20 protein-coding genes and 1 tRNA gene are annotated in these 24199 nt (G+C 64.4%); 9 read left to right on the top strand and 12 right to left on the bottom strand.

Features of this window, described 5'->3' with window-relative positions:
• The first annotated feature begins 28 nt into the window (after window positions 1-28).
• Both DFS21_RS00180 and DFS21_RS00175 read left to right on the top strand, forming a co-directional pair.
• Window positions 29-1528 (top strand): cytosine permease, encoded by a 1500-nt coding sequence (locus DFS21_RS00180; RefSeq protein ID WP_110702985.1) that lies wholly within the window; start codon window positions 29-31, stop codon window positions 1526-1528.
• 13 nt (window positions 1529-1541) lie between these two features.
• Window positions 1542-2972 (top strand): aldehyde dehydrogenase family protein, encoded by a 1431-nt coding sequence (locus DFS21_RS00175; RefSeq protein ID WP_111531658.1) that lies wholly within the window; start codon window positions 1542-1544, stop codon window positions 2970-2972.
• A 111-nt stretch (window positions 2973-3083) separates the two neighbouring features.
• On the opposite strand, the gene DFS21_RS00170 is transcribed toward DFS21_RS00175, so the two are convergent.
• From DFS21_RS00170 to DFS21_RS00150, 5 genes are all read right to left on the bottom strand, one after another.
• Complete coding sequence (locus DFS21_RS00170; RefSeq protein ID WP_111531657.1) at window positions 3084-3605, bottom strand: GNAT family N-acetyltransferase; 522 nt, start codon at window positions 3603-3605, stop codon at window positions 3084-3086.
• Complete coding sequence (locus tag DFS21_RS00165; protein WP_110702548.1) at window positions 3563-3853, bottom strand: DUF1778 domain-containing protein; 291 nt, start codon at window positions 3851-3853, stop codon at window positions 3563-3565. Before DFS21_RS00165 ends, DFS21_RS00170 begins: the two co-directional genes overlap by 43 nt.
• 305 nt (window positions 3854-4158) lie before the next feature.
• Entirely contained in the window at window positions 4159-6561 is a 2403-nt protein-coding gene (locus DFS21_RS00160) for a DUF3772 domain-containing protein (protein WP_111531656.1), read from the bottom strand.
• A 54-nt stretch (window positions 6562-6615) separates the two neighbouring features.
• Window positions 6616-7674, bottom strand: coding sequence for a bifunctional DNA-binding transcriptional regulator/O6-methylguanine-DNA methyltransferase Ada (gene ada / locus DFS21_RS00155; protein ID WP_110702544.1), 1059 nt, complete (start codon window positions 7672-7674; stop codon window positions 6616-6618).
• Between the two features lie 114 nt (window positions 7675-7788).
• Window positions 7789-8415, bottom strand: a complete 627-nt coding sequence (locus DFS21_RS00150) for a DNA-3-methyladenine glycosylase (protein WP_110703103.1) — start codon at window positions 8413-8415, stop codon at window positions 7789-7791.
• 167 nt (window positions 8416-8582) lie between these two features.
• On the opposite strand from DFS21_RS00150, the gene DFS21_RS00145 reads away from it, so the two are divergent.
• The 3 genes from DFS21_RS00145 to DFS21_RS00135 all read left to right on the top strand — a co-directional run bounded on the left by DFS21_RS00145 (window position 8583) and on the right by DFS21_RS00135 (window position 12612).
• Window positions 8583-9098 carry a sigma-70 family RNA polymerase sigma factor gene (locus tag DFS21_RS00145; RefSeq protein WP_046857166.1) on the top strand — a complete coding sequence of 172 codons (516 nt, stop codon included), beginning with the start codon at window positions 8583-8585 and terminating at the stop codon, window positions 9096-9098.
• Window positions 9085-10041, top strand: a complete 957-nt coding sequence (locus DFS21_RS00140) for a FecR domain-containing protein (RefSeq protein WP_111531655.1) — start codon at window positions 9085-9087, stop codon at window positions 10039-10041. Before DFS21_RS00145 ends, DFS21_RS00140 begins: the two co-directional genes overlap by 14 nt.
• Before the next feature lie 96 nt (window positions 10042-10137).
• The gene (locus tag DFS21_RS00135) at window positions 10138-12612 is read left to right on the top strand and encodes a TonB-dependent receptor (protein ID WP_111531654.1); all 2475 of its coding nucleotides are present in this window, start codon (window positions 10138-10140) and stop codon (window positions 12610-12612) included.
• A gap of 21 nt (window positions 12613-12633) precedes the next feature.
• Here the strand turns inward: DFS21_RS00135 and DFS21_RS00130 are convergent, their stop codons facing one another.
• Window positions 12634-13791 (bottom strand): MFS transporter, encoded by a 1158-nt coding sequence (locus tag DFS21_RS00130; RefSeq protein ID WP_111531653.1) that lies wholly within the window; start codon window positions 13789-13791, stop codon window positions 12634-12636.
• Window positions 13792-14153: 362 nt separating this feature from the next.
• Between DFS21_RS00130 and DFS21_RS00125 the strand changes: the two genes are divergently transcribed.
• Complete coding sequence (locus tag DFS21_RS00125) at window positions 14154-15047, top strand: RHS repeat-associated core domain-containing protein (RefSeq protein WP_111531652.1); 894 nt, start codon at window positions 14154-14156, stop codon at window positions 15045-15047.
• A gap of 50 nt (window positions 15048-15097) precedes the next feature.
• On the opposite strand, the gene DFS21_RS00120 is transcribed toward DFS21_RS00125, so the two are convergent.
• A complete protein-coding gene (locus DFS21_RS00120; RefSeq protein ID WP_111531651.1) occupies window positions 15098-16309 on the bottom strand; it encodes an MFS transporter in 1212 nt (403 codons plus the stop codon).
• A 201-nt stretch (window positions 16310-16510) separates the two neighbouring features.
• On the opposite strand from DFS21_RS00120, the gene DFS21_RS00115 reads away from it, so the two are divergent.
• Window positions 16511-17434 carry a FecR domain-containing protein gene (locus DFS21_RS00115; RefSeq protein WP_111531650.1) on the top strand — a complete coding sequence of 308 codons (924 nt, stop codon included), beginning with the start codon at window positions 16511-16513 and terminating at the stop codon, window positions 17432-17434.
• 96 nt (window positions 17435-17530) lie between these two features.
• A tRNA-Met gene (locus DFS21_RS00110) sits at window positions 17531-17607 on the top strand.
• A gap of 103 nt (window positions 17608-17710) precedes the next feature.
• On the opposite strand, the gene DFS21_RS00105 is transcribed toward DFS21_RS00110, so the two are convergent.
• The 4 genes from DFS21_RS00105 to DFS21_RS00090 form a co-directional block, all read right to left on the bottom strand.
• Entirely contained in the window at window positions 17711-20149 is a 2439-nt protein-coding gene (locus DFS21_RS00105) for a TonB-dependent siderophore receptor (protein WP_110702527.1), read from the bottom strand.
• A 58-nt stretch (window positions 20150-20207) separates the two neighbouring features.
• Entirely contained in the window at window positions 20208-21167 is a 960-nt protein-coding gene (locus DFS21_RS00100; RefSeq protein WP_110702525.1) for a FecR domain-containing protein, read from the bottom strand.
• Window positions 21164-21649 carry a sigma-70 family RNA polymerase sigma factor gene (locus DFS21_RS00095; RefSeq protein WP_178081990.1) on the bottom strand — a complete coding sequence of 162 codons (486 nt, stop codon included), beginning with the start codon at window positions 21647-21649 and terminating at the stop codon, window positions 21164-21166. Before DFS21_RS00095 ends, DFS21_RS00100 begins: the two co-directional genes overlap by 4 nt.
• A 228-nt stretch (window positions 21650-21877) precedes the next feature.
• A complete protein-coding gene (locus DFS21_RS00090) occupies window positions 21878-22492 on the bottom strand; it encodes a LysE family translocator (RefSeq protein ID WP_110702521.1) in 615 nt (204 codons plus the stop codon).
• Window positions 22493-22710: 218 nt separating this feature from the next.
• Here DFS21_RS00090 and DFS21_RS00085 point away from each other — a divergent pair, with 218 nt between their 5' ends.
• On the top strand, window positions 22711-23616 hold the full coding sequence (locus DFS21_RS00085; RefSeq protein WP_111531649.1) for a LysR substrate-binding domain-containing protein: 906 nt from the start codon (window positions 22711-22713) through the stop codon (window positions 23614-23616).
• Here DFS21_RS00085 and DFS21_RS00080 read toward each other — a convergent pair.
• On the bottom strand, window positions 23556-24140 hold the full coding sequence (locus tag DFS21_RS00080) for a D-Ala-D-Ala carboxypeptidase family metallohydrolase (RefSeq protein WP_178081989.1): 585 nt from the start codon (window positions 24138-24140) through the stop codon (window positions 23556-23558). The two genes, DFS21_RS00085 and DFS21_RS00080, sit on opposite strands and share 61 nt — an antisense overlap.
• Window positions 24141-24199 lie beyond the last annotated feature (59 nt).

Genomic DNA, 24199 nt, shown 5'->3' with positions numbered 1-24199 from the left:
CCGACAACATTCGCGCTGGAGCATCACCATGAGCCACTCGACCGGTATCGAGACCAATGGCGTCGAACAGATCCCCGACGATCAACGCGACGCCGCCCCGCTGGACCTGTTCCGCCTGATCTTCGGCGGCGCCAATACCTTCGCCACCGCCGTGCTGGGCAGCTTCCCGGTGCTGTTCGGGCTGTCGTTCCAGGCCGGGGTCTGGGCGATCCTGCTCGGCGTCGGCGTGGGCGCGCTGATCCTCGCGCCGATGGGCCTGTTCGGCGCGCTCAACGGCACCAACAACGCGGTGTCGTCCGGCGCGCACTTCGGCGTGCACGGGCGTATCGTCGGCTCGTTCCTGTCACTGCTGACCGCCGTCGCGTTCTTCTCGCTGTCGGTATGGAGCTCCGGCGATGCCCTGGTCGGCGGCGCCAAGCGCCTGGTCGGCCTGCCGGAAACCGACCTGACCCTCGGCCTGGCCTATGGCCTGTTCGCGATACTGGTGCTGGTGGTGTGCATCTTTGGCTTCCGCTTCATGCTGTGGGTCAACAAGATTGCGGTGTGGGCCTCGAGCCTGCTGTTCCTGCTGGGCATCTTCGCTTTCGCCGGGCCCTTCGATGCGGGCTACGCCGGCAGCGTCAACCTCGGCCAGGCCGGTTTCTGGGCGGCGTTCGTCGGCGCGGCGATCCTGGCCATGAGCAACCCGGTGTCGTTCGGCGCCTTCCTCGGCGACTGGTCGCGCTACATCCCGCGGCAAACGCCCAAGTCGCGCATCATGCTTGCGGTGATCCTCGCCCAGGCCGCCACGCTGATCCCGTTCCTGTTCGGCCTGTGCACCGCCACCCTGGTGGCCAGCCAGGCACCGGACTACATCGCCGCCAACAACTACGTCGGCGGCCTGCTGGCGATCTCGCCGGGCTGGTTCTTCCTGCCGGTGTGCCTGATCGCGGTGATCGGCGGTATGTCCACCGGCACCACGGCGCTGTACGGCACCGGCCTGGACATGTCCAGCGTGTTCCCGCGCCTGCTCAGCCGCGCCGCCGCTACCTTGTTGATCGGCGTGCTGGCCATCGGCTTCATCTTCGTCGGCCGCTTCACCTTCAACCTGGTGCAGAGCGTGTCGACATTCGCCGTGCTGATCATCACCTGCACCAGCCCGTGGATGGTGATCATGATCCTCGGCCTGATCACCCGCCGCGGCTTCTACCATGCCGACGACCTGCAAGTGTTCACCCGTGGCCAGCAAGGCGGTCACTACTGGTTCGACCACGGCTGGAACTGGCGCGGCATGGGCGCGTGGATCCCCAGCGCGGTGGTTGGCCTGTGCTTCGTCAACCTGCCCGGGCAGTTCGTCGGCCCGCTGGGCGAGCTCGCCGGCGGCATCGACCTGAGCCTGCCGGTGACCCTCGGCATCGCCGCCGTGCTGTACCTGATCCTGCTCAACCTGTTCCCCGAACCTGCTGGCGTGTATGGCCCCCTGGGCCCGCGCTGGGTGCGTTGCAAAAGCACGCCGGTAAAGCCCGTGACCACTGCCGAAATAGCCTGACTGGAATCCGACCATGACCACTCCTCACTACATCGACGGCCGCTGGGTCGAAGGCCAGGGCAGCGACTGTATCGTTGTCCACAACCCGTCCGACGGCCAGGCGTTCGCCGAACTGATGGCCGCCAGCAGCGCCCAGGTCGACCAAGCCGTTGCCGCCGCGCGCCGGGCCCTGGCGGCCTGGAAGACGGTCAGCGCCACCGAGCGTGCCAACTACCTGCGCGGCTTCGCCGAACAGCTGGGCCAGCGCCGCGACGAATTGATCGCCCTGCAGATGCGCAACAACGGCAAGCCGCGCCACGAGGCCGAGATCGACCTCGACGACGCCATCGCCACCTTCGCCTACTACGCCAACCTGGCCGAGCAGTTACCGGCGAAAAGCCGCGACGTCCCCCTGGCCGCGCCGGGCTTCACCGCCCGCACTCGCCTTGAGCCGGTGGGCGTGGTCGGCCTGATCGTGCCGTGGAACTTCCCGCTGGTGACCAGCGCCTGGAAGCTCGCCCCGGCCCTCGCGGCCGGCTGCACCGTGGTGCTCAAGCCCTCCGAAATCACCCCGCTGATCGAGCAGGTCTACGGCCAGATCGCCGAGGTGCTTGGCCTGCCGGCCGGCGTGCTGAATATCGTGGGCGGCAAGGCCGAGACCGGCGCTGCGCTGAGCGGCCACAACGGCCTGGACAAGCTGTCATTCACCGGCAGTAACGGCGTCGGCAGCCAGGTGATGCGCGCCGCCGCGGTCCAGTGCCGGCCGGTAACGCTGGAGCTGGGCGGCAAGTCGGCCATCGTGGTGTTCGACGATTGCGATGTCGACCAGGCGGTGGAGTGGATCGTCGCCGGCATCACCTGGAACGCCGGGCAGATGTGCTCGGCCACCTCGCGCCTGCTGGTGCAGGACGGCATCGCCGATGCCCTGCTGCCGCGCTTGCAGGCGACGCTGGCGGCGTTGCGCGTGGGCAACCCGCTATCTGAAGAAGTGGACATGGGGCCGCTGACCAGCCAGGCGCAGTGGCTCAAGGTCGCCGGCTATTTCGCCACCGCCCGCGAAGAAGGCCTCAAGTGCCTGGCCGGCGGCACCGCGCTGGACCGCGACGGCTGGTTCGTCAGCCCGACGTTGTATGTGGATGTACCGGTAAGCAGTCGCCTTTGGGGCGAAGAAATCTTCGGCCCGGTGCTGTGCGCGCGGCGCTTCGGCAGCGAGGCCGAGGCCATCGCCCAAGCCAACGACAGCCGCTTCGGGTTGGTCGCCACCGTGTGCTCCGCCGACCTGGAGCGCGCCGAGCGCGTGGCCGATGCGCTGGAGGTGGGGCATGTGTGGATCAACTCTGTGCAGGCGGTGTTCGTCGAAACCTCGTGGGGCGGGACCAAGGGCAGCGGGATCGGGCGTGAGCTCGGGCCTTGGGGGCTTTCGGGGTATCAGTCGGTGAAGCATGTGACGCGGTGTCTGGGCTGATCACCATGCGACGCAAGCCCTTGTCGGCTCGAACGGCATGGGCTTTTGCTTCTCGCTGGAAGTGTTCAGTCTCCGGCGACTACCTTGCAAAAATGTAGATTCGAGAAATGGCTAGCGTAGCGCAAGCATCATGGTCTTGGGCGACAGATCAGGGCAGCTCTTAAACCCGGCCTTCGTCGCATAGAACTGCTCAAGACGCTCATTCAGCGGGTGAACAACCATCGCCAGGCAGCCGACCGACTCAGAAGCGAAGAGTGCTCTTTCGATCGCATCCTGCAACAAGTCGGTGGCCACCCCCTGCCCTGCCGCCTGCCGAGTCACCCCCATTCGTCCCAGGAGCACTATTGGCAAATCGCTTGGAGCATTGCGTCGCAGGCCGGCCGTTGCTCCGTGAGCACGAGCGACAGATCCATTTGACAGCGTGTAGTAGCCTGCAACGAGCGATGTACCTTTGAAACAGGTGACATAGACCACGGCATGTTTCGCGAGTTGTGCCTTCAAGGCTTGGTTGCGCAAGTAGGCGTCGATAGATGCCTCTCCGCTTTCGAACTGATCCAACAGGTGAAATGCCTCGAGCTTGCGTGGCGCCGTCAGCTCCAGCGCTTTGGTCTTGCCAGCAGTTTCCTCACGCATTCATTGCTCCTGATGGGATCATCTTCCAGTGCCTGGGCGAAGCGGTCGAACGCCTCTTCATCTAGCAGAAAAAGCCGGCGCTCCATCAGGACTTCCTCGGCCCGCTTGCAGGCAGCATCAAGAACAAAACTGGTCCTGTCGCCACCCACCACTTCCACGGCTGCATCTATCAGGTCACGCCGATGCTCGGCCACTCTCATGTTCAGAGGTACCGCCTTGGTGCGGTCCCGGGTGTGCAAATCACTCATTGGTGACTCCCCTGCCCATAACACCTGGGCGTTGAAATCGACGGAGGATGTCGACTTGCAAAAGGCTACTCCTCTGTAACGCAAATGTATAGCTGGCAGGTAATTTGCGTTACGAACGGCCGCTCCCTGACGATGGTCACTACCTTGCACATTCACGCCCAAAACTACACGTCAGCGTTTTCTGAAAGGCCCGCAGGCAGCTTCGAGTCAGGTGGGCATAGCAGATTTAACGGCAGCGTTTTGCCGGAGAGCATCGCGAGGCCAGTCGCATCGGTGCGCCGATGCGACTGGCCTCGCGATTGGCCTTATGCCGATTCGTCGGCCTGGCGCCCGTTCTCCTGCACCAGCACCATGCTCGCCGGCGATGACAGGGCGATGCCTTCCTCGCGCAAGCGCCCGAGGATGGTGAACAGCAGGTCGCTGCGCGTGTTCGACACCTGCCGAGGCGACGCCACGTAACCGCTCACGCCGATCACCATGCCACTGCTGGTCAGGTCCTTGAAGGTCACCGAAGTGGCCGGCGCGTCGAGGATCGACTCGTGCTCCTTGTACGCCGCCAACAGCACCTCGCGCACTTTCGCAGGGTCGGTCTCCAGCGGCAGCGTCAGGGTGATGCCCACCACCCCCAGGGCATTGGCCATGGTCACGTTGCGCACGTTCTGCGAAATGAACTGCGAATTGGGCACGATCACCGTCGAGCGGTCGGACATCTGGATCTCCGTGGCGCGCACGTTGATCCGGCGAATATCACCCTCGACACCGGCCAGGCTCACCCAGTCTCCCACTTTCACCGGGCGCTCGGTGAGCAGGATCAGGCCGGAGATGAAGTTCTGCACGATCTGTTGCAAGCCGAAACCGATACCCACCGACAGCGCACTGACTACCCAGGTCAGGCTGGTCAGGTTGATGTGCAGGGTGGACATCACCAGCATGGCCAGGAACAGGAAGCCCAGGTAGCCCACCAAGGTCACCAGCGAGGCGCGCATGCCGGCGTCCATGTCGGTTTCCGGCAGCAGGCGTTCGCTCAGCCAGCGCTTGACCACGCGAATGGCGAACCAGCCACCGAGGAAGATCGCCACGGCCAGGAAGATGTCCTGGGGCACGATGTTCAAGTTGCCCAGCACCTTGCCACCGGTGCCGTCCCAGTCCGCCAGGCTCAGCAGCAGCTCGCCCGGGCTGGTGCCCGATGGCATGAATATCAGCAACGCGGCGGCAAACAGCAGCAGTGTGCGGCCGATGCCCGCCAGCACCGTGCTGGCCTGGGCCTGGTGGCGTTGCTGCAGGCCCAGCGCCGAGGCCAGCGCCAGGCCACCTGGCTGACGCGGCGACAGCAAGGTTTCGCACAGGTCGCCGAACACGGTCACCAGCAGGTAGGCGCAGGTCACCACCACGCTGACCCACAGCAGCTTGGCGGTGAGGAAGTAGGCCAGCGTCAGGTAGCCGGCGAGCAGGGTCAGCAGGATAGCCGCCACCCAGACCACGATCACGAACGGGATCAACCCGGCCAGGCCCTTGGGACGCTCAAGGTCGTGCAAGCGATGGGCACGGCGATAGCGCAGCAGGGCCACGACGAACAGCAGCGACACCACCAGCGCGGTCAGGCCATTGGTGGCCAGGGTCAGCGCCAGGCTGGTGCCGATCACGCTGTTGATGCGTTCCTGGGTTAGCAGCACCATCAGCGCCAGGGCCAGCACTTTGGGGAACCAGCCCAGGGCGCTGGCCACCTCGTCGGCGATCGGCGGCAGGCGCCAGGACGGGCGCTGCAGCATCAGCATGGCGCGGCCCAGACCCGAGATGAAGGCACTGAAGATCACCAGCGCAAGAATATGGTTAGTCAGGCTGGCCAGGTCGGTGCCAAGCTCCGCGCTGCTCTCCAGGCCCCAGCGCAGCAACGACACAGAGCCGGAGATAGTGCCCAGCGTAGCCAGGCTGACGCTCAGGGCCAGGGCGCTGCGGCGCAGACGGCCTTCGGGCAGCCAGCGGATCATCGCATCGGCCAGCAGGCGCTCCAGCAGCCGCCGCACCAGGGTCCAGACCAGCACCGCCGCCACCAGCGCGGTGATGAACAACCAGCGGTGTTCGGCGCTGAAGGCGCTGGCCATGGCGTCCGACACCTCGCCGCGCAGGTCGCGCAGGCGCGCCACGTCATCATCGGTGGGGCGGATCAGGCTCGACCAGAACGCCGGGCTCAACGGGCTGGCGGCGCGGCTGGTGATCTGCGAGTTGAACAGGCTGCGGCGCAGGTTGACGATCTGCGTGGACAGGTCACGGGCCGACTGGGTCAGCGTGGTGGCGTCCTTCTGCTCGGCGACCACCTTGTTCTTTTCGTCAGTGAGCTGCTTGCGCTGGCGGGTCAGGCTCTCGGCCTCCTCGGCCATGGGCGGGCCGAGCACGTTGAGCTGGTCGTCCAGGCGCTGCACGTCGGCGGTGCGCTGGGTGGCCAGCACATCGGCCTGGCGCTGCACCTGCAGGGCCGACTGACGCAACTGCGCGAGCAGGTCGTCGTTGGCATTGCTGGTGACGCCCTGGCGGATCTGGTCGAGTCGTTCGCTCAACTCCTCCAGGCTGGCGTTCTCGTCCAGCACCTGCTGCTCGGCCACGGCCAGGCGCGATGCCGGCGTGGCCGGGGCAGCCCAGGCCGGGACGGCCAGGCACAACAGCAGGGCGAAAATCCCCGCATAGAATCGGTCAAGGCTGACACGCCTCATCGAATGTTCCTCTACGCAACTCGACAGGGCGTGAATTCTACTCGGTCCGCGCGCTCAGGAGAGTGCCGTCTCTCGGTCCAGCAGTTGGCGCTTGCGCTCGATACCCCAGCGGTAGCCACTGAGGTCGCCGTCACGGCGCACCACCCGGTGGCAAGGAATCGCCACGGCGATCGCGTTGGCCGCGCAGGCCTGTGCCACCGCCCGCACCGCCTTGGGCGCGCCGATGCGCTCGGCGATGTCGGTGTAGCTGACCGTGGTCCCGGGCGGCACCTCGCGCAGCGCTTGCCAGACCCGCTCCTGGAACGCCGTGCCCTGCACATCCAGAGGCAATGCCAGGCCCAGCGCCGGCGCCTCGACAAAGCCGATCACCTCGGCCACCAGCCGCTCGAAAGTGTCATCGCCGCCGATCAGCCGGGCCTTGGGGAACTTGTCCTGCAGGTCCTTGAGCAAGGGCTCGGGCTCGTCACCCAGCAGGATCGCGCAAATGCCCCGCTCGCTCTGGGCGACCAGGATCGCCCCCAGCGAGCACTGGGCCACGGCAAAGTGGATGGTGGCACCCTGGCCGCCGGCACGGTACTCCCTCGGGCGCATGCCCAGCCGTTCGGCGGCGCTCTCGTAGAAGCGGCTGTTGGAGTTGTAACCCGCGTCGTAGATGGCCTCGGTGACGCTGTCGGCGGCATCCAGGCGCTCGCGTAGACGCTGGGCGCGAAAGGCCGAGGCGTAGGCCTTGGGGGTCAGGCCGGTCTCGGCCTTGAACAGCCGATGCAGATGGAACGGGCTGACGTTCAGCTCGCTGCCGAGCTGGTCGAGGTTGGGCGCGGTTTCACTGGCCTCGATCAGGCGGCAGGCGCGGGCTACCAGGTCGGTGCGCCGACTGCCCTGCGCGGCCTTGCAGCGTTTGCAGGCGCGGTAGCCAGCTGCCTCGGCCTGGCCGGGGTCGGCAAAGAACTCGACATTCTCGCGCTTGGCCAGGCGCGACTTGCAGGCGGGCTGGCAGTAGACGCCGGTGGTGCGCACGGCATAGACGAAATGGCCGGTCGCGGCGGTGTCGCGGGACTGCACGGCGTGCCAGCGTTCAGCGTCGGTGGTGTAGGTGGTCGGGGCGTGGTTCATGGCGCCTCTCCTTGGTTCGATGCGCTGAGCTTGGCGGCTTGGCCGACAGTGAACACTCCGAATCTTGCGTTATCTCAACGGACCCGCGATAGGGCCGTGCAGGCGGATGACACTTCAAGCCCGCCACAGGTACCAGGCCGCCACGGTCCGGTACGGGCTCCACGCCCCGCCCAAAACCCGCATCTGCGCGGGCGTCGGCGCCTTGTGCAGCCCCTTCATGCGCCGATACCCCTCGCGCACGCCAAAGTCGTCCACCGGCAGGATATCCGATCGCTCCAGGCTATAGATCAGCAGCATTTCCACCGTCCAGCGCCCGACTCCGTGCAGCGCCACCAGACGCTCGACCAGTGCGGCATCCGACATATGCAGCGCCTCTTCCCGGCTGGGCACCACACCCTCCACACGCGCCTGGGCAATCCCGTGAACCGTGGCGATCTTGCTCGCGGATAGCCCACAGGCGCGCATCGCCTCCGGCGTCACCGCCAGCAACTGTTTGGGCGAGGGAAACGCACCTTCCGGGAACAGCGCCAGCAATCGCCCGAGGATCGCCTCGGCCGCCCGCGCATGCAACTGCTGGTAGGCAATGGCCCGCACCAGCGCCTCGTAGGGCTCACGACCGGGGGTAGCCCGATGCAAGCAGGGTCCCACGGCGGCAATATGCCGCGCCCAGTCCGCATCCTGCCCGGCCAGCCAGGCAGCGGCATCGTCAAAGGACTGCGGGGAAAGGTCTGCAAGGATCATCGTTGGCGTTCGCATGGATACGATCTCCGAGCCTAGCCCAACCATTCATCGGTGAAACGCTCAATCTTGCGCATCTAATCGCTGGCATACCATTGATCCGCCAATAGCGCCGCGCATAGAATTGAGAACTATTAACAATCACATTATCCGGGCAGGCTTTCCAGACAATGCAGATCGAAGACACGCTGAAACCGGCTGAGGTCGATCTGCTCTATCAGGCCCATCATCGCTGGCTGCGCGGCTGGCTCGGCGCCCGGGTGGGTTGCCGGGAGAACGCCGCCGACCTGGCCCAGGACACCTTCGTACGCCTGCTCAAGGCGCGTCAGGCCTCGCCACTCAAAGAGCCACGCGCCTACTTGAGCAGCATCGCCCGTGGCCTGATGATCGACCAGTTCCGCCGTCGCGCCCTGGAAAAGGCCTACCTGGAAAGCCTGGCCAACCTGCCTGAACAAGAGGCGCCCAGCGAGGAGCAACGCCTGTTGATCCTCGATACCCTCGAACGCCTCGACCTTGCCCTGCAACGCCTCAAGCCCCGGGCCCGGCAGGCCTTCCTGCTGGCCCAGCTCGACGGCCTCAGCCTGGCACAGATCGCCCAGCGCCTGGACGTTTCCCGGGCCACCGTGGAACGCGACCTGGCCAAGGCCCTGGGCGTCTGCTACCGGATGCGCTATGCCGACGCCTGACCAGACACCGACCCAAGCCCAGGTCGACCAGGCCATCGAATGGCTGGTCAAACTGCGCTACGACAGCCCCGGCCCACGTACCGAACAGCAGTTCCAGCGCTGGCTGGCCAGCCACCCGCAGCATGCCCAGGCCTGGCAGCGGGTCAGCAGCCTCGGTGACGAACTGGCCAGCCTGCCAGCCGAGCTGAGTCGGCAGACCCTTGCCGGTACCGAGCGCCGACGCATGAGCCGGCGCGACCATCTCAAGCTGCTGTCGGTATTGGCGCTTGGCGGCGCCGCTGGCTGGGCGGCGCGTGAACCGCTGGGCCTGTCGGCCTGGATGGCCGACAGCCGCACCGCCACCGGCGAGCGCCGTGAACTGCTCGGCAGCGACGGCAGCCTGATCCGCCTGAACACCGCCAGTGCCATCGACCTGCGCTACAGCGCCGACCAACGCCGGCTGACCCTGCTGCGTGGCGAAATCAGCCTGGACAGCAACGTCAACGACAACCGCCCGTTCAGCATCGACACCCCGGTTGGCACCCTCGGTACCCAGGGCGGCCAGCTGCTGCTGCGCGAGAACGCCCAGGGCTTGCTGGTGGCCGTGCGCCGCGGCGAGGTGACGTTGTTCCCCGCCTCCAGCGCCGCGCATTCGGTCAAGCCTGGCGAGGTGCTGCAGGTGTTCGCCCAAGGCGACTACCGGCCCGCCACCTTGCATGGCGACCCCTGGGGCTGGACCGACGGCGTACTGAGCGTGCAGCAGATGCCCCTGGGCGAGTTCATCGACGAGCTGTCGCGCTACCGCCCCGGCGTGTTGCGCTGCGCGCCGGAGCTGGCCGGGCTGAAGGTTTCCGGCACCTACCAGTTGGCCGACACCGACCAGGTCCTGCTGCTGGTCGCCCGCAGCCTGCCGGTGCGCATCGACTACCGCACACGCTATTGGGTGAGCATCGGCGCCGCCTGAACAATTGATGAAAATAAATGAGGTGGAATCTCATTCTCGTCCGGCCTGAAGGAAAACAAGCCCGAACAGTGGTCTGACAACCTTCAGGAGCGCTTCATGATTCACCCGTGTTCCCCTCGCAATGCCACCCTGCGCCATGCCATCCACGCTGCCGCCCTCGGCCTGGGCATGGCCTGCGCCGGCGTGCTGCCGACAGTCGCCATCGCCGCGCCCGCCAGCCAGAGCCAGCAGCGCGACTGGAACATCCCGGCCGGCCCGTTGGCTGCCGCGCTGGACCAGCTGGCGCGTCAGGGCGGGCTGAACCTGTCGTTCGACGCCGACAGCCTGCAGGGCAAGGCCACTCAAGGCGTGCAGGGCCGGCATGACAGTGCGCAGGCATTGCAGATCCTGCTGCAGGGCAGCGATGTGCAAGTCCAGCAGGAAAGCGAGAAGAGCTTCCTGCTGATACCCGCCCTGGAGGTGGGCGATGCCCTGCAACTGGGCGCCACCAGCATCTCCAGCAACCGCCTGGGCGAGACCACCGAGCACAGCGGCTCCTACACCACCGGTGCGGTGACCATCGGCAAGACGCCGCAGAGCATCCGCCACACCCCGCAATCGGTGACCGTGGTCACCCGCCAGCGCATCGACGACCAGAACATCACCAACCTCACCAACCTGCTCGAGCAGACCCCTGGCGTGGTGGTCAACCTGACCGACAGCGAGCGGGTGCAGTACTACTCACGCGGCTACCAGATCGACGCCATCCAGTACGACGGCGCCACCGTGGTGCAGAGCAGCGGCGGTGGTTCGTTCATCCAGAGCGATTCGGCGATCCTCGACCGCGCCGAGGTGTTGCGCGGCGCCACCGGCATGCTGCGCGGCGCCGGCAACCCCTCCGGCACCGTCAACCTGGTGCGCAAGCGCCCCACCTATGAGTTCCAGGGCGAAGGCAGCGTCACCCTCGGCACCTGGGACGCCCAGCGCTACGTCGCCGACCTTTCCGGGCCGTTGACCGAGACCGGCAACGTGCGTGGCCGGGTGATCGCGGTGCATGACGAGAAGGACCACTTCCAGCAATCGCGCCAGGAGCGCAAGGATGTGCTGTACGGGGTCATGGCCTTCGATCTCGACGACAGCACCACCCTGACCACTGGCGTCGAGTGGACCCAACTCGACGCCACCGGCGCCTGGGGCAACCTGCCGGCCGACTACGACGGCTCGCCACTGCCTTTCGGCCGCAGCACCTACCTGGGCGCCGACTGGAACCGCTGGAACCGCAGCAACCTGCAGACCTTCGCCGAGCTCGAGCACCGTTTCGACAACGACTGGACGCTCAAGCTGATGGCCCAGCGCACCCACTTCGAGCTGGACGACAACGGTTTCAAGCAGACCTACTTCAGCCGTGCCACCGGCACCGCCAACCCGACCCGCAACCCTTACCTGATGAGCTACCAGGTCACCGAAGGCGATGGCGGCGAGAGCCTGCAGAACAACCTCAGCGCCACCCTCAACGGCCCGTTCGACCTGCTCGGCCGCAGCCACGAGCTGATGCTGGGCGTCGAGCGCATCCGCAACGACTCCTATGCCTCGGCCACCAACAATGTGCAGTCGGGCGTGTTCGACATCCGCACCTGGGACCCGAAGACCAGCCTGGCCAACCCGAGCATCGACATCACCGCCCACCCGGTACGCACCCGCACCACCCAGGAAGGCGCCTACGCCACCTGGCGCATCTCCCTGGCCGATCCGCTCACCGCGATCATCGGCGCCCGCGCCAACTGGTACGACTATGAGCAGGAAAACAACACCAAGGCCAACGGCAAGTTCAGCGTCGACAACGAGATCGTGCCCTACGCCGCGCTGATCTACGACCTCAACGACAACTTCAGCACCTACGCCAGCTACACCGAGATCTTCAACCCGCAGACCAACACCGATGCCGCAGGCTCCGTGCTCGAGCCGGTCACCGGCGAAGCCTACGAGACCGGGATCAAGGGCGAGTTCTACGAGGGCCGGCTGAACACCTCGCTGGCGTTCTTCCGCATCTATCAGGTCGGCAACGCACTGGACGACCTCAGCGGGCCGAACCCGTGCCTGCCCAACTACACCAGTGGCTATTGCAAGGTCGCCGCGGGCAAGAACCGCAGCCAGGGCTTCGAGCTGGAGATTTCCGGCGAAGTGCTGCCAGGCTGGAACATGACCGGCGGCTACACCTACAACACCACCGAATACCTCAAGGACACCACCGGCAACAACGGCAACCCGATCCGCACCACCGACCCCAAGCGCATGCTGCGTCTGTTCACCAGCTATCGCCTGCCGGGCGAGCTGCAGGCCTGGACCGTGGGCGGCGGCGTGCAGGCGCAGAGCGCCATCTACAACCGCAGCGGCACAGCCGAAGCTTCGCAGTCGGGGTATGCGGTGTACAACGCGATGGTGAACTACCGCTTCAACGACAACTATTCGTTGCAGTTGAACGCCAACAACCTGTTCGACAAGAAGTACTACCGCCAGGTGGCGCCGACGCCGACCGGGTACTACTGGGGCGACCCGCGCAATGTGTCGGTGACCTTGCGCGGAACGTTCTGAGCTACCGCGCGATGGCTGGGGTCAGTCCGCCACCGCCTGAAGCTTGCCCGCCCGGCGATAGGCCTGGCGGGCGAAGCACACGAACAGCCCCGCCATCAGCGCCAACGCCATGGGCAGGCCATGGGGCGCCACGTCCATCGCCGCGCCGCTGACCAGTGGCCCGACCAGGCTGCCGACGCCCCACAGCAAGCCGACGCTGGCGTTCGCCGTGACCAGGTCCTGGCCTTTGAAGCGCTGCCCGATCAGTACCAGCGCCAAGGTATAGATGCCCCCCGCCACCGCGCCGAGCACCACCAGCAGCGGCCACAGCAGCCAGGTCATCTGCAGCAGCCAGGGCAAGGCGATGCCGATAATCATTGCCACCAACCCGCATACCAGGTGCAGCCCGGTGCGCTCGACCCGGTCGGCGAGCCAGCCCAGCGGCAGCTGGAAGAGCATGTCGCCGGCGAACACCACGGTCACCATCAGCGCCGCCACGCCCACGGCGAAACCATGGCTGGTGGCGTACACCGGCAACAGCGACAGCACCACGGCATCGAAGAACGAGAAGAACAGCACCGCCACGCACAAGGCCGGGGCCACACGGAAGAAACCGGCCAGGCCGAAGCTCTTGGCGTCTTCCTCATGCGCGACATGATCGTTGGGCACGGTGAACAGGATGCACAGCAAGGCCAGGCCATAACAGAGGGTGACCACGCCGGTCAGCCATGGGCTATTGGCGCCCAGCAGCGCCAGCAACGCTGGGCCAAGTACCTGGAAGCCGGTGAAGCTGGTGGCGTACAGTGCCATGATCTTGCCGCGGTTGTGCTCCGGGCACAGCTCGTTGACCCACGACTCGCCAAGGATGATCGCGATGCCCATGCCGATGCCCAGCCCAAGGCGCAGCAGCGCCAACCACAGCATCGAGTCGAAGGCCCACTCGAGCAAGGCGATGCTCAGGGTGCACAGGCTGAAGCTGAGCAGGTAGATGACGCGGCGGGTCAGGTACTTGCAGCAGGCATCGACCATGAACGCCGAAAGCATCATGCCCGCCGCCGGGATCGCCGAGATAATGCCGATCTCCATCGTCCCCGCCCCCGCCTCGTGCAGGCGCAACGACACCAGCGGCAGGCTCGCCCCGAGGCTGAAACCGACCACCGACACGGCGAACAACAGGCCCGCCAGCAAACGCATGTTCATGTACCACTCCTTGCAAGCCGGCGCACAGGGGCTCTGGCCCTGGCCGACTGGAAAATCCGCTGAAAGATGTTCGAATGCAGACGCCCGCCGTCACGCCGGGAAGGCGCGCTACGCAGGGACGCGGATCAGTTCAGGGCAAGGTGTGGCGAGAAGGTGAAGGCGAACAGCACGCTGCGTCGACGCTTGAGCACCGTGTCACTCGGCCACGCGCGGCGCGCTGTCGGGGCGACAGGCTGGCGGTGTGGACGGAGGCTACGGGTACGGCGCATTGCATCGGCTACGCAGGAATTGAGGAGGCGGCACTCTAGGCCAGGGAGCCTAGAGGCGTCAATCTGCTCATCACAGCAGCGGCTCTTAAGCCAATGATCAAGCAGCAAAGGGTCGGTTTGAAGCCCCACCATTGCGCAGGCTTGAAACAACCACCTGATATTTTTGACAGTTGCCAACCCACAACAGACATCCCAAATTCAAGCTCTCATAAGCTCTCTCAGGCCGCTGCCATGCTAATCAACACTGCACGAAAAGTTTTACTGGGCACTGATGTGCAAGGTTCGCCAATTTTGCTGCAGAACACTCAGGCGATCCACCGACTAAAATATTGCGCATTTGGATATGATCAAGCCAGCAACCGAATGCTATCGCTACTTGGGTTCAATGCGGAGCCCCGCGATCTATTAGACTACTACTTACTCGGCGATGGCTATCGGGCGTACCACTCCAAAATTATGCGATTCGGATCTCCCGACAGTGTCAGCCCTTTTGACGATGGTGGAATCAACAGCTATGCCTACTGCTTAGGAGACCCCATTAACTTACTTGATTCCTCAGGTCACTCACCAGCCCCACCCCCTAAAGGAATACTAAGGCCAACACCTAAAAACTACGACGTCAGTAGAGGGAAGACAACCAGAATATCATTCAATGATACTGTTGCGAGCAAAACCATAGCCGAGAACAGCACATTACATTACTACCCGGACTGGGAAGATTATGTAGGCATCACAAGAAAAGACAAGCAGCTCATCCAAAAGCTGGACAAGAGGGAAGCAAAGCTAAAAAATCGTGAAAGCAAACTAGAATCGCTTAAAATAGCGGCGAAATCTAATACGCCCAAAGATAATGCAAAATACTCCAACTACTTAATAAAAAAGATCTCACCTTTAAAAGAAAAAATTACAGCAACCATTACACGCCTTGACGAGTTACAAGACAGCCAGCCCCGAGAAACCTTAAGCAACATCAGAAGTGAAATCTGAAAAACATTAGGCCTCTCCATAGAGAGGCCTATCTGAGTCCAAACCCGTCATTACTTGCCAGTAGACGGCAAAAACACCGCCAACAATCCAAACAACGGCAGGAACGAGCAAACCCCGTACACATACTCGATCCCACGCAGGTCGGCCACATACCCCAGCAGCGCCGCGCCGATCCCGCCAAACCCGAACATCAGCCCGAAGAAGATCCCGGCGATCATCCCCACATTGCCCGGCACCAGCTCCTGGGCATACACCACGATGGCCGAGAACGCCGAAGCCAGGACGAAGCCGATCACCACGCTGAGCACGGTGGTCCAGAACAGGTCGGCATAGGGCAGCGCCAGGGTGAACGGTGCCACACCCAGGATCGAGAACCAGATCACCGCCTTGCGCCCGATGCGGTCGCCGATGGGCCCGCCAAAGAAGGTGCCCGCCGCCACCGCGCCGAGGAACAGGAACAGATGCAGCTGCGAACTGGCCACCGACAGCTGGAACTTCTCGATCAGGTAGAAGGTGAAGTAGCTGGTGAAGCTGGCCATGTAGAAGTACTTGGAAAACACCAGCAGGCCCAGCACCACCAAGGCCATGATCACCCGCTGGCGCGAGATGCCGTGGGTGGCCTGCACCGCCTTGCGCGCCTTGGCCTGGTTCAGGTGCTCCTTGTACCAGCGGCGCAGCATCAGGGTCACGGCAAAGAAGAACAGCCCGGCCACGCCGAACCAGGCCACGTGGGTCTGCCCGAAGGGAATGACGATTGCCGCCGCCAACAATGGGCCAAGGGCGGAGCCTGCGTTGCCGCCGACCTGGAAGCTCGACTGGGCCAGGCCGAAGCGCCCGCCCGAGGCCAGCCGGGCAATGCGCGAGGTCTCCGGGTGGAAGGTCGAGGAGCCGATGCCCACCAGCGCCGAGGCCAGCAGGATCATCGGGAAGCTGCCAACGAAGGCCAGCATCACGATCCCCACCAGGGTGCACAGGGTGCCCAACGGCAACAGGTTCGGCGTGGGCCGCTTGTCGGTGAAGAAGCCCACCCACGGCTGCAATAACGAGGCAGTGATCTGGAAGGTCAGGGTGATCAGGCCGATCTGGGCGAAGCTCAGGTTGTAGTTGGCCTTGAGCATCGGGTAGATCGCCGGCAGCACGGCCTGGATCAGGTCGTTGATCAGGTGCGCCAGGGCGCAGAAACCAATGATGCTCATCACCAGCGGCGTGGCCGGGTTTGCCGGGCTACTCGCGCTGGAAGTCGGTGTGCTGCTGATGGCCATGGGCTGGATGTCCGTCTGCGGGTTGGGATCCGATTATCGTGAAACAAATAGATACGAAGCTACCTTTTTATTTGCGCGAGCCTTCCATCCGACACGTACTTGTAAATAATTCTCAATATATTTAGCATCCTTTCTCCTCTTCCCTGTGAACGCTGGGCGAAACCGCCCGCCCTCTGCGAGCAGACCGATCCCATGAGCCCGATGCCCGCCTTGCAGCCCACACCCGACCCCGAGCAGGAAGCCCTGGACTGGTTCTCGCGCCTGCGCCAACCCGGCTGTGACGAGGCCCTGCGCCAGGCGTTCGCCAACTGGTGCCAGGACCCGCTCAACGCCAGGGCGTATGCCCAGCTCGAAGCTTACTGGCAGCAGTTGCAGGTGCCGGCAGCCCGGCCACGACCACGGGTCGCCAAGGTGCGCCGCAGCCGTGCCGGGCTGTGCCTGGCGCTGCTGTTCCTGATGCTGGTGGCGGCACTCGCCTGGCTTTACTGGCCGCTGATGCAGCGCCTGGGCAGCGAATTGCACACCGACAGCGGCGAACGCCGCAGCGTGCGCCTGGCCGACGGCTCGACCCTGCACCTGGACAGCGCCAGCGCGATGAATGTCGACCTGCGTGGCCGCACGCGCCAGTTGCATCTGGTGCAGGGCCAGGTCTACCTGGAGGTGATGCTCGATGGCCGGGCCATGGAGGTGCAGGTCGATGACACCCGGATCCAGGTGTTCGGCACTCGCCTGCAGATCGCCCGCCATGCCGAGTACGACGAACTGGTGGTGCTCAGCGGCAAGGCCGCGGTCCTGCAGGGTGGCGACCAGCGCCTGGTGAATGCCGGTGAACGGGTGACGTTCAGCGAAAGCCGTATCAATCCGGTCGAAAAGATCGATGCCAAATTGGCCGATGCCTGGCGCAACGGCCAATTGAAGGCCAGGAACCTGCCGTTGAGCGAAGTGCTGGAGCGCCTGGCCGATTACCGTGGCCAGCGTGTCTGGATGATGAACGAGCAAGCAGCCTATCAGCGGGTCAGCGGTGACTTCGACCTCGACCACCCGGCGCAGAGCCTCGAGCGCCTGGCCGCCGATCAGCAATTGCGCCTGCACAGCCTGCTCGGCCACTGGCTGATCGTGCGCTGAGGCGCCCTTCCCGGCTAAGCGTTTGAAAGGTTGGAAAATTTTTTTGAAAACGTTGTTGACAGGATCGCGATTCGAGCTAATAATGCGCGCCAAGTTGGCTACATAGCTCAGTTGGTTAGAGCATAGCATTCATAATGCTGGGGTCCGGGGTTCAAGTCCCTGTGTAGCCACCACCTTTTAAAAGGGCTTATCGAAAGATAAGCCCTTTTTCTTTGCCCGCGAAAAAACCAGCCACCCGCGCCACCTGCCTGAACATCCAGGCAGGTGGCGCAGACCTTACCAGTTGTAGGTCAGGTCCGTGGTCATGGTGCGCCCTTCGCCGTAATAGCAGTCCAGCTCGGTGGTGCAGCTGCTGATGTACTTACGGTCTTCCAGGTTGTGCATGTTCAGTTTCAGCTTCAGGCCACGAACCTGCAGCGGCGACTCGCCAAAGTCGTAGGACAGCATGCCGTCGAATACCGTGTAGGACGGCGTCACGAAGTGCTCCTCGGCGATGTCCGTGCCGTCACTGCCCCGCACGTAGCGAGCGCCGATACCTGCGCCCACCCCGCGCCATGGTGTGTCGCCACGCACCTGATAGTCCACCCACAGCGAAGCGGTCAGGGGAGACGTCCCAGCCATGTGCCGGCCTTCGCGGCCATCGTTGTCCTTGGTGAACTTGACCTGGTTGCGCGCCACCGAGGCGATCACGTTCAGGTCGCTGGCCACGTTGAGCTTGCCTTCCAGCTCCACGCCCCGCGAGCGCAGAGCCCCGGACTGGTTACTGTAGGTCGGGTTGCCGGGGTTGCTGGTCAAAGCGTTCTGCTGGTCGATCTGGTATACCGACAGCTGGACAAAGCTCTCCTGCCCCACGGGCTGGTACTTGATCCCCGTTTCATACTGCTTGCCGGTCGAAGGCTCGAACGGCTTGCCCTCGGCGTCGGTACCGCTCAGCGGCTGGAACGACTCGGCGTAGCTCACATAAGGCGTGACACCGTTGTCGAACTTGTAGCCCAGCCCCGCGCGGCCGCTGAACTGCTCATCGCGGCTGCCACTGCGGGTACCCGCCAGCGGCTGGCGGTTGTCGGTCTTGGCCCAATCGTAGCGCCCACCCACGGTGAGGAACCAACGCCCCCAGTCGAGCTGATCCTGCACGTACAGGCCGGTCTGGTCGACGGTGTTGTCCCAGCGGTTCGGATTGACGTAGTTCGGCCGCTGGCCATAGACCGGGTCATACAGGTCAATGGCCGGCGCGTTGTAGTCGTAGCGGCCGAGAAACTTGGAGTTGGAGTGATAGCGGTCTACACCGATCAGCACGGTGTGCTGGACATCCCCGGTGGCAAAGCGCGCCTGGGCGATGTTATCGATGCCCAGCACCTTGTTGTTCTGCGCCCAGTCCACGCCAAAGCGGGTCATGTAGCGCTGGTCGTCGGCCCCGGTCCTGGGGTTGGTGACGAAACGATAGCCGTGCAACGGGGCGACGTAGCGGTCGTCTACCGCGGCGTAACGGGTGTTCTGGCGCAGCGTCCAGATATCGTTTAGCACGTAGCTCACTTCATAACCGAGGCTGTACTGATCACGGTCGTAACTGTTCAGGCCGGGCTCACCGATGAAGGTGCTGCGCTTGATACGTCCGTTCGGGGTGTTGAAGACCGTGCCGGCGGCCGGCAGCCCCTGGGCTTCAGGCACGTCGTTGTCTTTCTGGAAGTGGCCGTACAGGGTCAGGGTCAACTGCTCGTTGGGCATCCAGGTCAGGCTGGGGGCGAGCATGTAGCGCTTCTGCTCGACGTAGTCGATCTCACCGTTCTTGTCGGTGACGGTACCGGTCAGGCGATACAGCCACTGCCCCTGTGGATCCAGTGGCCCACCGAAGTCGAAAGCACCGTAGCGCCGATCTTGGCTGCCACCGCCAAACACGATCTCGTGCACGGGTGTGGCAGTAGGGCGCTTGGACACCATGTTGATGATGCCACCCGGTTGGTTCTGCCCGTAAAGCACCGAGGCCGGCCCCTTGAGCACCTCGATGCGCTCCAGGGTGTAGGGATCGATCTGCATCGCGCCGCCGGTGCTGCCATTGCCATACGGCAGGTGCAGGCCATCGAGGTACAAGGGGGCGGGCAGGAAGCCACGCGAGGTGACCTCGTCAAACAGGCCGACCCGATCCGGAAAGCCACCACCGGTAATGCCTGGGGTGTAGCGCAAGGCCTCGGTCACGCTCTGCGCCCCCTGGGCGGTGATCTGCTGCGCGGTGACGATGTTGACGGTCTGCGGCACCTCCAGCACGGACGTGTCGGACTTGGTGGCCGTGCCGGTACGCTTGGCCACGTATCCCTCAACCGGCCCCCAGGCACTTTCCGCGCCGCGCCCGTCGACCTGGGTCGGCGCCAGCTCCAGCGAATTGCCACTCGACGAGGGCTGCAGGCTCCACGCACCACCCGGGGTGATGCTCAGGACCAGACCGCTGCCGAGCAGTGCTTGCTCAGCAGCCTCACGGCTGCTCATCTGCCCGCGGATGGCAGGCGCCAGATGGCCCCGCACCAAGGCCGGATCCGCCGACAGTACCTGCCCCCCCTCGCGGGCGATGCGCGCGAGCGTGTCACCCAGCGGCCCTGGGGCGATGTCGTAGCTGTACAGGCTGTTGACCGATTCGGCGGCTTGGAGTGAAGCGATCAGGCCACTGCTACCCAGCGCAATGGCCAGGGCCAGAACACTGGGACGAAAGACAAGGTTGGACATGGGTGTCGCTCGAAGTGAGTGGATGTTGCAGACAGGACACGCCAGACTCGCAATCCCCTCACGCGTTTTTCATTTCGATACGTGTCAACCAGAAACCAGTGTTGGAAACCTCGATCGGCAACGTCTGCGCAAGCGCCAGCAAGGTGCGCTCCACATCAGCCAGCGGGAAGCTGCCGTAGACACGCAAACGCGCCGCCTGCGGGCTGATGCGCAGCAATCCGGCCCGGTAAGGTCGCAAGGCCTCCAACACCTCGCCCAACGGTTCGTCACGCACCTCGAGATAACCTTGTGCCCAGGTGCTGCGCGACCACAACGATGCCGCCTGGGCATCGATCCGCTGACGGTCGAAACGCACCACTTGGCCGGCCTGCAGCAATCGGTTGTCGCCCTGCCCGGCGGTGAGCAGCACGGAGCCCTGCTGCACGCTGAGCACGGTCGCTTCCTGTTGCTGGCGCAACAACAAGGTCGCGTCATTGCACTGCAACTGGCCGTCGCGGCAGCGCACGGTCATTGGCCTGCCCGCCTGCGCAACTGCGTGGAGCAGCAAGGCACCGGCCTCCAGGTACAGCTCGCGCTGCGTGCCGGCCAACCTCACATCGACCGCACTGCGGGCATCCAGCGTGCCCCGGCTACCGTCATCCAGCGTGAAGCTTCGCCGCTCACCGGTCCCCGTGCGCAAGTCGGCGAACAGTTGATCCAGCGGCGCCAGACGGTTGAGCCAAGCACCACCACCCAGCGTGAGCAGCAGCCCGGCCAGCCCTCCTCCGACGAGCCGGCGCCGCGAAACCTGCGCACCACTGCGCAGGGCCCGTGCGGCCATTGGCAACTGACCGCTGCAACGCAGATCGGCCACCGGCGCCGCCAGCACCCCATTGACGCGCTGCCAGGCCACCTGATGCACCGGCAGCTGCGCCAGCCAATGGCGGAAGCTGGCGTGGGCCGCATCCTCCGGCGGCAGACGCTCCAGCAGCAGCAGCCAGTCCACCGCGTCGCGGGTAGCCTGCTCGAGATCCGTCATGACGTCAGCCCCAGGCAGTGCAGGAAAGCCCGGCGCAAGTCACGCTCTACCGTGGCCAGCGAAATCCCCAACTGTTCGGCGATGACCGGCTGGCTCAGGCCTTCCAGCCGATGCAGAATGAAAGCCTGACGCGCACGCACTGGCAGACCATCGAGCAAGCGATCGATCTCGGCCAAGGCCTCGCGCACCAGGGCCAACTCCTCGGGAGAGGGATGGCAGTGCTCAGGCAGGCTGGCCAGCTCATCCAGATAGGCCTGCTCGAGGGCCCGGCGTCGATACAGATTGCTCAGCAGACGCCGCGCGATCGTGGCCAGAAACGCCTTGGGCTGGCCGATGCTGTTCAACTGCGGCGCATGCAACGCACGCAGGAAGGTGTCCTGGGCCAGGTCAGCCGCATCGTGAGGGCAATGCAGCCGCCTGTACAGCCAGGCGCAGAGCCAGCGGTGATTGGCGCGATAGAGGTCAGTTGCGGGGTCGGACACAAGGCAAGCCAGACGCAAATAGGAATATCTATCATTAGCATGGAGCCATACCAGGACACAATCCCTTGCACGCGCGGCCTAGGGTTTGCACGAGAATCGCCGAGGGCGATCAGGCAAGGCGAAAACAGGCGAGGAACGCTCAGAGTCGCGCTCGACTTTGCTAGATGAGCATTCCGAGCCTGTTTTCAACGCAGCATGATCGTCGCGTAGGCACTTTTCATACAAAGCCTAACGAACACCTGCGACCGCAACGGCAAACCCCAGCCCGATCAACGCTACGCCAATGATCCGATCAACCACCACCTGCCGCTCGATCATCGCCCGACGCAGTAGGTGATTGGAGAAGAACACCGCCACCAGGCTGAACCACACCCAATGGGCAAACGACATGAACGCGCCATAGGCGAAGTCCATCGCCAGCGGGCTGCCGGGCTGTACCACCTGGGTGTAGGCACTGACCACGAAGAGCATGGTCTTGGGGTTCAGTGCGTTGGTCAAAAAGCCCGTGCGCAACGCGCTCGCCACGCTGACCTTGCTGTGCGCGAGGCCGTCGAGGCTGATGCGCGTGGTATTGGTCAGCGACTTATAGCCCAGGTACACCAGGTAGCCCGCCCCCACCATCTTCATGGCCAGGAACAGGGTCGGGCTCTGGCTGATGATCACGGCGATGCCGAGCACGGTGTACAGCACATGCACTTGCACGCCCAGGGCAATGCCCGCCGCAGCGGCGAGACCGGCCTTGCGGCCTTGCGCGTAACTGCTGCGGGTAACCATGGCGAAGTCGGCACCAGGACTGATGACGGCCAGGATGGTGAACAGGGCTACGGCGATGAGTTCGTTCACAAACAGGGATCCTCGATGAAAATTCACGGAAGATGGGATTATCCTGTTACCTGGAACGAGTAAAAATCGATTTATAGTCTGGCTGATCTGCTAGTTTTACTCACCTATCTGCATTGAATCGACTGGCCTATCGCGGGGCAAGCCCGCTCCCACGCGTGCTTCACGCTGCACTCGTGGGAGTGGTCTTGCCCCGCGATAAAGCCAGAACAGGCCAGCCCATGAAACAGCCTCCCCTTACCGCCTTTCGCTACTTCGACATCGCCGCCCGCACTGAAAGCTTCGTGCGCGCCGCCGAACACCTGCATGTCACCCACGGCGCCGTCAGCCGCCAAGTGCGCCTGCTCGAGGAAAGCCTCGGCGTGGCACTGTTCGAACGGCGCAACCGGGCAATCTTTCTCACCCCCGCCGGGCGCGAGCTGCACAGCACCACCCAGTCGATCTTCGAGCAATTGGAGGGTGCCGTGCAGCGCCTGCAACAGCAGGCTGAAGACAACGTGCTGGTGGTCTCCTGCGAGCCGACCATCGCCATGCGCTGGCTGATCCCGCGCCTGCCGCGCTTTCACGCCGCACACCCCGACCTGCAACTGCACCTGGTGGCGGCCGGCGGGCCGGTGGACTTCGCCCGTGGCGGCATCAACCTGGCACTGCGCCGGGACGACTTCCACTGGGATCGTCAACTGCACAGCCTGAAAATCTGCGATGAGTGGATCGGGCCGGTAGCAAGGCCAGACCTCAACGGCCAACGCCTGCTCCATAGCAGCACTCGCCCCGATGCCTGGGCGACGTGGCTGCGCCTGAGCGGCCAGCACCTCCCGCACAGGACACGCAGCGACTTCGAGCACTTCTACCTGTCGCTGCAGGCCGCCAGCGCCGGCATGGGGATGGCCATCGCCTCGGCACTGATGGTGTGCGATGAGCTGAGCAACGGCCAGATGGAGGCCCCTTTCGGCTTTTTGCGCGACGGCTCCAGCTATCACCTGCTCAGCCCGCTACCACTGGACGACGGCAGCAAGCGCCAGCGCTTCGCCCAGTGGGTCGGTCAAGAATGCCGTATCTGCCTCGCTCACCTGGGCTTGCTGCAGAACGACGAACCGGCCCCGCCATCGCCGCCCCAGGTGCGATAGCCGGCCGTGTCGATATGGATGCGCCCCGAGGGGTAGCGGCCAAGCCCCATGTTCCAGGCCTGGCCGTGCTGCTGCCAGAAACGACACAGCGGGTTCGGGTCGGCCCAGGACGGCAGCAGCAGGTCGACGGCGAAGGCGCGCATGTGCGCGCTGCTCGGCGCGCCGCCGGCACAGGCATTGAGCCGGGGATCGCGGTAGGCCGACACCACTTCGAACTGACGCAGGACACCCTGCTGGTCCAGGGTCTGGATCAAGGCCAGCGTCGAGCGCACCGCCGGCCAATGGCTCGCCGGCGGCACCGCGAAGGGTGAAGCCTTGCACAGCCGCCAGTCCGAGGCCGAGCGCAGCAACTGATGGATCGGCACCACGCCATACAGCCGGGCGTCCACCAGCATTTCACGGAACCGGCGGTTCTCGTGGTCCCCGGCCCACTGGGCGAACATCCACACATCGCGTTCATCGGCCTGGACCGTACCCAGCCCGACCAGCACGCTAGCCAATAGCCATATCCTGGCGCTTTTCATTCCCCCACCTCTTCATCCACCATGGGCGGTCCGCCGTCCTGGCGGCCACTGACAAGGAG

The organism is Pseudomonas sp. 2848 (genome assembly GCF_003253945.1).
GTDB lineage: Bacteria > Pseudomonadota > Gammaproteobacteria > Pseudomonadales > Pseudomonadaceae > Aquipseudomonas.
This window is presented reverse-complemented; position numbering and strand designations above follow the sequence as displayed.

Excerpts from the sequence above, each read along its gene's own strand:
- DFS21_RS00085 (WP_111531649.1), top strand. The coding sequence starts at position 22,711 with ATGAAACAGCCTCCCCTTACCGCCTTTCGCTACTTCGACATCGCCGCC.
- DFS21_RS00115 (WP_111531650.1), top strand. The coding sequence starts at position 16,511 with ATGCCCGCCTTGCAGCCCACACCCGACCCCGAGCAGGAAGCCCTGGAC.
- DFS21_RS00120 (WP_111531651.1), bottom strand. The coding sequence starts at position 16,309 with ATGGCCATCAGCAGCACACCGACTTCCAGCGCGAGTAGCCCGGCAAAC.
- DFS21_RS00080 (WP_178081989.1), bottom strand. The coding sequence starts at position 24,140 with ATGAAAAGCGCCAGGATATGGCTATTGGCTAGCGTGCTGGTCGGGCTG.
- DFS21_RS00175 (WP_111531658.1), top strand. The coding sequence starts at position 1,542 with ATGACCACTCCTCACTACATCGACGGCCGCTGGGTCGAAGGCCAGGGC.
- DFS21_RS00165 (WP_110702548.1), bottom strand. The coding sequence starts at position 3,853 with ATGAGTGATTTGCACACCCGGGACCGCACCAAGGCGGTACCTCTGAAC.
- DFS21_RS00130 (WP_111531653.1), bottom strand. The coding sequence starts at position 13,791 with ATGAACATGCGTTTGCTGGCGGGCCTGTTGTTCGCCGTGTCGGTGGTC.
- DFS21_RS00180 (WP_110702985.1), top strand. The coding sequence starts at position 29 with ATGAGCCACTCGACCGGTATCGAGACCAATGGCGTCGAACAGATCCCC.
- DFS21_RS00125 (WP_111531652.1), top strand. The coding sequence starts at position 14,154 with ATGATCAAGCAGCAAAGGGTCGGTTTGAAGCCCCACCATTGCGCAGGC.
- DFS21_RS00100 (WP_110702525.1), bottom strand. The coding sequence starts at position 21,167 with ATGACGGATCTCGAGCAGGCTACCCGCGACGCGGTGGACTGGCTGCTG.
- DFS21_RS00140 (WP_111531655.1), top strand. The coding sequence starts at position 9,085 with ATGCCGACGCCTGACCAGACACCGACCCAAGCCCAGGTCGACCAGGCC.
- DFS21_RS00150 (WP_110703103.1), bottom strand. The coding sequence starts at position 8,415 with ATGATCCTTGCAGACCTTTCCCCGCAGTCCTTTGACGATGCCGCTGCC.
- ada (WP_110702544.1), bottom strand. The coding sequence starts at position 7,674 with ATGAACCACGCCCCGACCACCTACACCACCGACGCTGAACGCTGGCAC.
- DFS21_RS00135 (WP_111531654.1), top strand. The coding sequence starts at position 10,138 with ATGATTCACCCGTGTTCCCCTCGCAATGCCACCCTGCGCCATGCCATC.
- DFS21_RS00160 (WP_111531656.1), bottom strand. The coding sequence starts at position 6,561 with ATGAGGCGTGTCAGCCTTGACCGATTCTATGCGGGGATTTTCGCCCTG.
- DFS21_RS00170 (WP_111531657.1), bottom strand. The coding sequence starts at position 3,605 with ATGCGTGAGGAAACTGCTGGCAAGACCAAAGCGCTGGAGCTGACGGCG.
- DFS21_RS00105 (WP_110702527.1), bottom strand. The coding sequence starts at position 20,149 with ATGTCCAACCTTGTCTTTCGTCCCAGTGTTCTGGCCCTGGCCATTGCG.
- DFS21_RS00145 (WP_046857166.1), top strand. The coding sequence starts at position 8,583 with ATGCAGATCGAAGACACGCTGAAACCGGCTGAGGTCGATCTGCTCTAT.